Raw genomic sequence first — 9,549 nt, 5'->3', positions numbered from 1 at the left:
TGGGAAGCTCAGAAGCCAAATGAATCTACCTGGAGTACTATTTCTACTTCTAAGGACCCTTCTTACACTTTAAATAAGAAAGGGGTTTGGAAAGTCCGATTAACAGTTTCAGACGGAGAAGCTAGTCATAATGTGATTAAAAACATTACTGTTCAAAACAGGATACCTGTAGCAGATTTCACTTGGAATCCTAGTACCATCTATAATGATACGTCCGTTTCTTTTACTAATAAGTCTACCGATGCTGATAAAGATTCTTTAACGTATAAGTGGGAAGCTCAGAAGCCAAATGAATCTACCTGGAGTACTATTTCTACTTCTAAGGACCCTTCTTACACTTTAAATAAGAAAGGGGTTTGGAAAGTCCGATTAACGGTTTCAGACGGAGAAGCTAGTCACAACGTGACTAAAAATGTTACTGTTAAAAATCGAGCTCCTGTTGCGGATTTTACTTGGAACCCAACAACCATTTATAATGATACCACTGTCTCTTTCACTAACAAGTCATTTGATACAGACGGTGATCCATTAACAAATATATGGGAATATCAGGAACCAAATAAAACGACTTGGACCAAATTCTCGACTGAAAAAAATCCTAAAAATATTTTCACTAAGGTGGGAGATTATAAAATAAAATTAACTGTTACAGATGATGATGGAGCTACAGGTACAAAAGAGAAAACTCTAAAGATTACCAATAGACCACCACAAGTTACTCTTACATATACACCAAAGGATGTATATGAAGGTGATACCGTAAATGTTTGTATAAAAGTAATTGATTTAGATAAACAACCAATGACAGTTAAATTATTTTTAGAAAAGGATTATGGGAATAAACAAACCGTTTTAACAAAATCAAATATTAACTCTGGTGAAGAGGTTTGTTATGTTTTTGTTCCAGACGTAGGGAATTATGATTTTACTACCGAAGTGGATGATGGCCATGATAAAACGACTGTAGATATATCCTTTTATGCTAAACCACTAATCATAAAAGGACATGTAAATCATACAGCCGATTGGAAGAAAAAGCATGAGAAACTTGGAAATACACTAGATAAATTTTTTAGTGGTGAAAAGTTTTTACTTGAAGCAGATACTTCACCTTATGAAACTATTTATGTAAAGAGTACTTTATCCGCGGTTCAAATGGATAACAAAAATACTACCTCTTCTGTTGATTTAAATAAAGTAACTAATATATTGTATAATGGTTCGCTTTATGAAGAAAAACATCAGTACTATCCAACTATGTTGAAAGTAGGAGAAGCTAAATTTGAATTTGAAGTAAAGTATAAGAATGGAGTAATTAAAAAGGATACCGTTAAAATAAATATAATTGATAACGCATTTAACTCATCTAGATATCATCGCAAATTTTAATTAATGTGGTCAATTATAGTATGGCTTGTCATAATGGGGCTGTCCGAAAAGTCCCTAAAATAAGGCAAGAGGAGAAAAAGGCTCGTTTTTCTCCTCTTGCTTTTCTATTCTGTTGTTTTATTTTTGAAAGTAGCTGGCGATGCCCGCTACTTTCAATAGGTTGTGGGCCAATGCCACAATCCCAAACTCGGCATGAACCTTATCGAGCCCCCGCAACGAAAACCTGCGGAACGACCGATTGCCCTTAATATGACCGAACGCACTTTCTACTTCGATTTTCCGTCGAGCGTAGATTGCGGTCTTCTCTTCACATTCAAGGGCTGTTTTCGCTTTGGTTTTCATTTCTTCAAAAATCGTATTCCAGTGAATTTGCCGATTTCCCTTGGCTTTTGTGCACTGGGCCTTCAAGGGACAATCTGTACAGTCTTCGCATTCATAGATTTTGAAACTTTGTTCATAACCGGAGCGATTTTTTTTGGTTTGATATTTTTTAAAGAGAACCTTCCTTCCATTTGGGCAAATAAAATAATCGTCTTGTTCCATATAAGTCCAGTTTTTAGCGTTTTTGATATCATTTTTGAATTTACGTGTTTGTTCATGGAGGTAGGAACCATAAGGAATAAGAAAATCAAAACGTAGCTCTTTTTCTTCTCCTACCGCATAAACATAATTTTCTTCGCTTCCGTAACCTGCATCGGCAATGACGGTTTTAGGCATCGGTAATGATGTAGAGGCGAGCTTTTCCATATGTGGAATAAAACAACGTGTGTCAGTTGGGCGTTGATGAATCGAGTAGAATAGGATAAATTGATTTTCTGTCCCCATTTGAACATTGTATCCTGGTTTTAGCTGACCGTTTTTCATAGGATCTTCTTTCATTCGCATAAAGGTGCCATCTTTGTCCGTTTTTGAATAACTGTTTCGTTCGCCAAAGACTTCGTTCTGTTCCTTATATTTGGCAAGTCGCTCGATGAAATCCTGTCGGATTAACTTCACTGACTTCTTTAATGTACTACGTTCTTTTCGCTTTTCTTTACGGATGTGTGTACAAGATTCTATTTCGATTTCCTCTGTTAACGTTTCTACTTTCTCCTCGAGTTTCTCCGCTACACTTTCTAGAGTAGGTATCGTGTGGTCTTCGTTGAGAAGAACTTCTCCTTGGATCATACCAGCTTCCAATTGGGTTAGTTCCTGAATATGTTGAAGGGTTTCTTGAATTTTTTCTTTTAATTTAGCTTCAAATTTCTCGGTTGATTTCTTCCATACAAAAGTATACTTATTGGCATTGGCCTCGATTTTGGTCCCATCCAAAAAGTAGTTTTCCATTGTGATGTAGTTTTCTTCTATTAGTTTTAGAATCATCACTTCAAATAGCTCGTCTATCAAAACATTCAACCGTACTCCTCTAAACTCATTAATGGTACGGAAATCAGGTTGTTGCATCGCAGCTAGCCACATCGCTGGGATGTTTTCTGTAATCAGCTTTTCGATCCCACGGCAAGAATAAATTTTTTGAGAATAGCCAAATAGAATGATTTTAAGCATCATTTTAGGATGATAAGAGCTTCGTCCTCCACCTTTATAATGGGAGAATAGAATTTTGTCCGAAACAGCCTCTACCATTTCATCTATCACACGGGCCACATGATGAGCTGGAATGAAGGATTCTAAATCAAAAATTGCTTGGATTTGACGGTTGTTGTAAGGTTTGAACGTTGGGGATAATTGCCTTTTATTGTTTTTTTTCTCCATCTCATTCCCTTCTAGAACTGGAAGTAATGTCATTTGCGTGTTATAATTTTCAGTAGTAATCATTTGATTGCACAAAAAAATCATCCTTTCTTTTAATGTTGTGTGGTAACTTCATTTTACTAAAAAGGATGTTTTTTTTGTGCATTTTTTTAGAAAAAGGATAAAAAAAGGGGTCCGAAAAATTAGCTTTTACTCACTTTTCGGACAACCCCTTTTTTATTTATATTGGTGTTCACGAATAATAATGTCCCTTTAAACAACTATATAGTTGTTTAATAAACAATAAAGTTATTTAAAAATGAATAGTATTCATCGTAATCTTGCCAGTTCTTCTAGAACTAACGGAGTTTAGTGAAAGAAGGATTTACATATTTTTTGGTGAATATTTGAATGAACTTACTAAATTTAACAGAAGATGATGTAATCCATATGGCTAGTAAATCAGATTTATAATGAAAATTTCGCTTTTTAGAAATTATGTAGATATATGCGAAGGAGGATATACATGACTGAAATAAAAACACTTTCAATTCCAGACCCAATAACTGCCCTGCTAAATAACTATGAGATGACTATTGAAAGGTTATATATATTTAATAGGTTACTACCAGAAAGGGATACCAAAGAGAATGATTTATATCAACTAGCCGAAGAGTACTATAAAGTTTTAAAGCATGTTTCTAAAGAGCTATAAAGGATTTTTCAGTGGAGTTATTACCGGTTGGAGAGTTCTTAGAAGAAATGTCCGAGAGATTGGATGACAATGAAATTCAGAAATTAATTAAACCATTCTTAGAATAAATCTTGAGTAGCAAGCCCTAAGTAGTGTTTCCCTAAGTTTATTATTTTTGCTCTAGTGGTGTGTTTTTAACATTTATCAATAAAACCTAATGAAAAATTCTTTAGAAAGATCGTGCTACATTCCTATAATAAATTAGATGCTTCTTTTGTCGCTATAGGGGCAGTTTAGTGGAAGAAGAATTTAAGAGGTCAATGGATTAATGAAGGAAATTGAGCATACTTCCGAAAATTTAAAGAAGTTACTCTTTAAGGCAATCGTAGGAGAAATTACTCACTTAAAACTTGCAGATTGGTGTTATGCCTGGTGTCAAAAATATTGGGAAGATGATTAGGGTATCGAGTATAATCTGGGCTTAAAATTGCAGAAGCAATTGATACACAATGGGAATAGTTTTTAGTAAATACATATGATTATAAAGAACTAGATAATATCTATTTAGCCACAGTTATGATGCCGCAAAAATGGTTATTAGACTGACTGAATAAATTTCACTAAAGATCAGGTTAGTTTTACGGGAATGGTTTGTTACAATACAGAAAAATAGTGACAGAGGTGTTCAGTGTTGAACGAAAAGCAACGATTGTTTTTTAAGCATTAAAAGATATAAAGGATAAAAATATTGATTTAACGGTGGGGTCATTAGAAACCAATGCCAAAATACAAAGTACAGAACACTTAAAGAAGGAATATATGTCACTCCAAAAGAAGCTAAATAGTGTAGAGGTATGTGAAATATTGTACTTAAACAAACGGGGGCGTGAACAAGTAGTAGTCGCTATTTTTATATCTGGCGGATACGCTTACTAAGTACAACGAGAATATACAATTAATTAATAGTTAAGGAGAGGAATCATGTACATATCTAGCGGTGAATTAGCAAAACAGTTTAAGGTCTCAATTAGGACAATCAGATATTACGATCAAATCGGACTTGTTCGTCCATCAAAAATAAGCGAGAATGGTAAACGGTTCTATTCTGCAGAGGACTGCTTAATTCTAGAAAAGGTTATTCTGCTTAAATCGCTTGCTCTTCCACTCGAAGAAATAAAAAGAATTATCAAAGACCAATCGACTGAAACGATTTTAACAGCCCATAGATCATATCTAGAACAGCAATTAGATAACACGCAAAAATCTATTGCCCATACAACTTCTTTGCTTCACATTCTAAAACTAGAAGGTACGATTAACTGGGAAGACCTAATCTCGCTAATAGTCCCTCCTAAAGAGAATAGAACTTGGAGCTCGTTTTTCTCTATGGAAGAGCAAGAAAAACTACACGAGAGCTTGCCAAAATTAGAAGAGGATAGCATCTCAACAAAAAAATGGATTAATCTAATCAAACGGATTGAAATATGCATACAGGAAAATATCTCCCCCGGATCTGAACAGGCTAAGCTTATTTTGGAAGACATAGAGATTCTTTCAGAGGAAACGTTTCAAGGAGATCAAAACCTAATGACAAAGTTTTGGGAAGTACGTCGTTCTCATGAATCCTCAAGAGATTTAAACCTATATCCAATAAATAAGGAAATCATATACTTTATCGAAAAGGCTTATGCCATCATCCAAGGGCAGTAAGGATGATGGCTATTCCATTAAATATTCCATGTATGATTATTGGTGGAACAACAGAACCTGATTTTTCATAAGTCCATGCAAATATAAGTCCCGATACAAAATTTATTGGTAATGTATTAAAAGTAGGAATGTGAACAATCATAAAAATTAATGAACTACCTAACATGCCAATTAGGATTCCGTATTTGCTACGTATAAACCTATATAGAAATCCTCGGTAAAATATTTCTTCATATACGGGCGAAATAATTGCTGCAGATACAAATCCTATAAAGAAGTTAAGTAGGGTCGTTCTTGACTGTAGGCTATCAGTCTTATTATTCTCGGGTCCAACTCCTATTAGTATCTCTATGACAACGACCATTATTATGCTTATTACAATTAATACAAATGTCCACCCAATAATTGCTCTCCAATAATTTGCAGAAAAGCTTTTTAGACCTACTTCCCTCCAACTAAGTTTATTTGGCAATATTGCAATGAAATACAGTCCAAGCATAAAGATAATTGACATGATAAGTCCAATTAATGTTCCAGAATAAAGATCATTCTGGTATACAGCTGACAAATATCCCTGTAACAGATATTCTATAAAAATGGGAACTATCACTAACACTAATATCAGTAGTTGGACTACTTCTTTCCACGTCCACGGTGATTTAAGAAAGAACTTTTCACGATTATTCATGTAAATACCCCCTTAATTTATAAGATAATAGGTGACGTTACGTCACCTGCAAGTGTTTTTTACTAATGTTTCTCTAGAGATTTAACAATTTACTAATGAACTTTGTAAATAAATACACTTAAACAAACGGTGGCGTTAATCCAAGAAGGATTAATGCTTTTGTGTGCCGGGCATGTTCACTAGCTAGGCGGTGCAAGTCCGCTATGGGCGTTGGGATATGCGAACCATTAGCCGAAGGCAAGGGTGTCTGTGGTAACGCGGAATCTGAAGGAAGCTCAAGGCAAATCCTCGGTCTGAGGTATACGAATCACATTTGAGGTTCTCATTTCTGGACGAGTTTGCAAAACAAAACGAAGTCCAAAATATCCCCGGATGAAATGAGGATAAATGTGGCAGATATATGAGGAGAAAGCGAGTGAACTTACCCCGGGAGATCTCTTGAAAACCCCTATGGGAACCTATTTAGTGATAAATAGCTGAATCAAGAGAAGTCAGCAGAAGTCATAGTATCAGACCTACGGTCTGAGAAGGACAGAACGAAAGGAGCAACCGTGCTAGAGTCATTGATAAGGAAACAAAGACACAGCCAACGTAACAGCTATTTAGGAGCGAAAGGCTCGGAAAGCTGGGGACTTCTAAATAGAGTGGAGTTATTCTTATGCAACCTCAACAGCACGGGAACAGTATGGAATCTAATTTAAGTTTAATCGAAAAGATTGTAGAGTCCGATAATCTGAACAAAGCTTTCAAGAGGGTTAAAAGCAACAAAGGAGCAGCGGGTGTCGATGCGAAAGATATAGAAGCTACTCGCCTTTACTTGAAGGAAGAAGGTCAAATGATTATCGAGCTTATTAAAGAAGGAAAATATAAACCTCAACCAGTAAGAAGAGTAGAAATTCCTATGCCGACTGGTGGGAAAAGATGGAATCCCTACCGTAACGGACAGAGTTATCCAGCAAGCCATTGTACAGAAACTTACACCTATTTTCGAAAGACAGTTTAGCACTTTTAGCTACGGATTTAGACCAAACAGAAGTGCACATCAAGCGATTGAACAAGCAAGACAATACATCGAAGATGGATACAAATTTGTTGTAGATATAGATTTAGAGAAATTCTTTGACCGAGTCAATCACGACAAACTCATGTCACTTATAGCTAAAACGGTAACAGATAAACCAACTCTTAAACTAATCAGAAGATATCTTCAAGCAGGAGTTTTGGAAGAAGGTCTAGTCAAACCGAATAAAGAAGGTACTCCTCAAGGTGGACCACTAAGTCCTTTACTAAGTAACATTGTGCTCAACGAGTTAGATAAAGAATTAGAGAAGCGTGGTCATAAATTTGTGAGATACGCAGATGACTGTGCGCCACGAAAGTGTGCGTGAGTAGCGAGACTACTCAAAAGCAGCTATGCTGTACAAATGATGACGGCGGGCCCGTCGGAATCGCCATACAGGTGGAGATTCCAAACTACCTTAAGGTGCTGTAGTCAAAAGCTATGGTATGGAGCGTTAAGGAAAAGGCAGTCAAGAACTGTTAAGTGAGTGTTATGGAGATGAACGAGCAAGTGAACCACTTACGGAAATGTCGAAAGCGTAGAGACTCCATCAAAACCAGGGGGTAGTCGTTAATCTGGGACAAGTTTAGAGGAAACCTGTTTACTGTCTAAGCGGTGGGCGGCATAGAGGTGGCATGAACATAACACAGGCGTTTGTACGGAACGTGGGAACCTACGGGCTGATGTTAAGGGAGTATTTCAAGTGGAAGACCCACAAGAAAAGAGTACCGATGCAGTCATAGGGGCAGATTGGATTGTAGTAGTGATGAAACTTCTGTAATAGAAGTAGAGCGAAGAATCCAAGTTATTCCGTTTCAAAGATAGGTCAACTTTGAAACGAGGAGGAACCTATGCGAGAAACAAAACCGTTTAGTATTTCAAAGAATGTAGTAATGACTGCATTTGAGCGAGTAAAAGCTAACAGAGGGGCATACGGGATTGATGAACAATCTATTGAAAGTTTTGAAATGGACTTGAAAAATAATCTATACAAACTTTGGAACCGTATGTCCTCAGGAAGCTACTTTCCAAAACCAGTAAAAGCAGTAGCGATACCCAAAAAGAATGGTGGAACAAGAACGCTTGGAATTCCTACAGTTGAAGACCGAGTGGCACAGATGGTTGCGAAATTATATTTTGAACCAACAGTGGAGAAATTGTTTTATGAAGATTCTTATGGATATCGACCAAACAAATCGGCGATTCATGCGATCGAGGCTACAAGGAAAAGATGTTGGAGGAAAGACTGGGTGTTAGAGTTCGATATTAAGGGACTGTTTGATAATATCCAACATGATTACCTCATTGAAATGGTGAAACGTCATACAAATCAAGAATGGGTCATCTTATATATAAAAAGATGGCTAACTGCACCTTTTCAAATGGAGGACGGAACGTTAACAGAGCGGACTTCTGGCACTCCGCAAGGAGGGGTCATCAGTCCAGTTCTTGCGAATCTATTTCTTCATTATACATTTGATGATTTTATGACGAAAGAATTTCCAAGTATTCCTTGGGCAAGATACGCTGATGATGGAATAGCACACTGTGCTTCATTGAAACAAGCCAAATATCTTCAACGAAGACTGGAAGAAAGATTTCGATTGTTTGGATTGGAGTTGAACTTGGAGAAAACGAAAATTGTCTATTGTAAAGATGATGATAGGCAAGGGGACTATTCGACTATCTCTTTCGATTTTCTAGGATACACATTTCGTCCAAGACACTCAAAGAATAAATATGGAAAATTCTTTACAAATTTCTTGCCAGCTATTGCCGACAAGGCAAAGAAAGCAATCAGAAAAGAAGTGAGAAGTTGGCGATTACAGCTCAAAGTAGATAAAAATCTGCAGGATATTTCCAACATGTTTAACAAGAAAATCCAGGGATGGATTAATTATTACGGACATTTCTATAAATCGGAAATGTATAGCGTCTTGCGATACATCAATAGTTGCCTGGTAAAATGGGTTCGCCGAAAATTTAAGAAGCGAAAACATCGAAGAAGAGCAGAATATTGGCTAGGAGCTATTGCAAAGCGAGAAAGCAAGTTATTTGCACATTGGAAATATGGAATACTACCGGCGATGAATAATGGGAGCCGTATGAGCTGAGAGGTTCACGTACGGTTCTGAGAGAGACTAAGGGGGAGGTTCCCTTGGTCTATTCACTGTAACATCTTCGTTAAAACATTAAAAGCGAGAGTACGTGTTAAGGAAGGAATTACTCAGTTCATAGAAAGAAAATTGAAACTGAAAGTAAATCTGGAGAAAAGTG

At 36.5% G+C, this 9,549-nt stretch carries 7 protein-coding genes and 1 pseudogene; 6 read left to right on the top strand and 2 right to left on the bottom strand.

All coding sequences use genetic code 11. From position 1 onward, the window contains the following. A partial coding sequence (locus tag MHH96_RS24685) for a PKD domain-containing protein (RefSeq protein ID WP_341118281.1) occupies nucleotides 1-1,389 on the top strand: 1,389 nt, incomplete at its 5' end. A gap of 117 nt (nucleotides 1,390-1,506) precedes the next feature. On the opposite strand, the gene MHH96_RS24680 is transcribed toward MHH96_RS24685, so the two are convergent. Then, nucleotides 1,507-3,141: an IS1182 family transposase gene (locus MHH96_RS24680; protein WP_341118204.1), complete on the bottom strand. Its 1,635-nt coding sequence runs from the start codon at nucleotides 3,139-3,141 to the stop codon at nucleotides 1,507-1,509. 505 nt (nucleotides 3,142-3,646) lie between these two features. On the opposite strand from MHH96_RS24680, the gene MHH96_RS24675 reads away from it, so the two are divergent. The 3 genes from MHH96_RS24675 (at nucleotide 3,647) to MHH96_RS24665 (ending at nucleotide 5,524) form a co-directional block, all read left to right on the top strand. Next, entirely contained in the window at nucleotides 3,647-3,835 is a 189-nt protein-coding gene (locus MHH96_RS24675; RefSeq protein ID WP_341118280.1) for a hypothetical protein, read from the top strand. 307 nt (nucleotides 3,836-4,142) lie between these two features. Then, nucleotides 4,143-4,274, top strand: a complete 132-nt coding sequence (locus MHH96_RS24670) for a hypothetical protein (protein ID WP_286167788.1) — start codon at nucleotides 4,143-4,145, stop codon at nucleotides 4,272-4,274. A gap of 521 nt (nucleotides 4,275-4,795) precedes the next feature. Then, entirely contained in the window at nucleotides 4,796-5,524 is a 729-nt protein-coding gene (locus MHH96_RS24665; protein ID WP_163187904.1) for a MerR family transcriptional regulator, read from the top strand. Here MHH96_RS24665 and MHH96_RS24660 read toward each other — a convergent pair. Continuing rightward, nucleotides 5,508-6,212: a CPBP family glutamic-type intramembrane protease gene (locus MHH96_RS24660; protein WP_163187902.1), complete on the bottom strand. Its 705-nt coding sequence runs from the start codon at nucleotides 6,210-6,212 to the stop codon at nucleotides 5,508-5,510. The genes MHH96_RS24665 and MHH96_RS24660 overlap by 17 nt on opposite strands. Before the next feature lie 685 nt (nucleotides 6,213-6,897). On the opposite strand from MHH96_RS24660, the pseudogene ltrA (MHH96_RS24655) reads away from it, so the two are divergent. Then, nucleotides 6,898-7,579, top strand: a pseudogene (gene ltrA / locus MHH96_RS24655) (group II intron reverse transcriptase/maturase); the annotation flags it as partial. A gap of 544 nt (nucleotides 7,580-8,123) precedes the next feature. Further along, nucleotides 8,124-9,386 carry a group II intron reverse transcriptase/maturase gene (ltrA, locus tag MHH96_RS24650; RefSeq protein ID WP_163187900.1) on the top strand — a complete coding sequence of 421 codons (1,263 nt, stop codon included), beginning with the start codon at nucleotides 8,124-8,126 and terminating at the stop codon, nucleotides 9,384-9,386. Nucleotides 9,387-9,549: the final 163 nt, after the last annotated feature.

It is taken from the genome of Niallia sp. FSL K6-0212, from assembly GCF_038007605.1.
GTDB classification, from domain to species: Bacteria; Bacillota; Bacilli; order Bacillales; family Cytobacillaceae; genus Niallia; species Niallia circulans.
Note: the sequence above shows the minus strand (reverse complement) of the source record. Positions and strands in the feature narration are given on the sequence as shown.

What these genes read in the sequence shown, in the direction of transcription:
- MHH96_RS24680 (WP_341118204.1), bottom strand. Translation starts at nt 3,141, where the DNA reads ATGGAGAAAAAAAACAATAAAAGGCAATTATCCCCAACGTTCAAACCT.
- MHH96_RS24660 (WP_163187902.1), bottom strand. Translation starts at nt 6,212, where the DNA reads ATGAATAATCGTGAAAAGTTCTTTCTTAAATCACCGTGGACGTGGAAA.
- MHH96_RS24665 (WP_163187904.1), top strand. Translation starts at nt 4,796, where the DNA reads ATGTACATATCTAGCGGTGAATTAGCAAAACAGTTTAAGGTCTCAATT.
- ltrA (WP_163187900.1), top strand. Translation starts at nt 8,124, where the DNA reads ATGCGAGAAACAAAACCGTTTAGTATTTCAAAGAATGTAGTAATGACT.
- MHH96_RS24675 (WP_341118280.1), top strand. Translation starts at nt 3,647, where the DNA reads ATGACTGAAATAAAAACACTTTCAATTCCAGACCCAATAACTGCCCTG.
- MHH96_RS24670 (WP_286167788.1), top strand. Translation starts at nt 4,143, where the DNA reads ATGAAGGAAATTGAGCATACTTCCGAAAATTTAAAGAAGTTACTCTTT.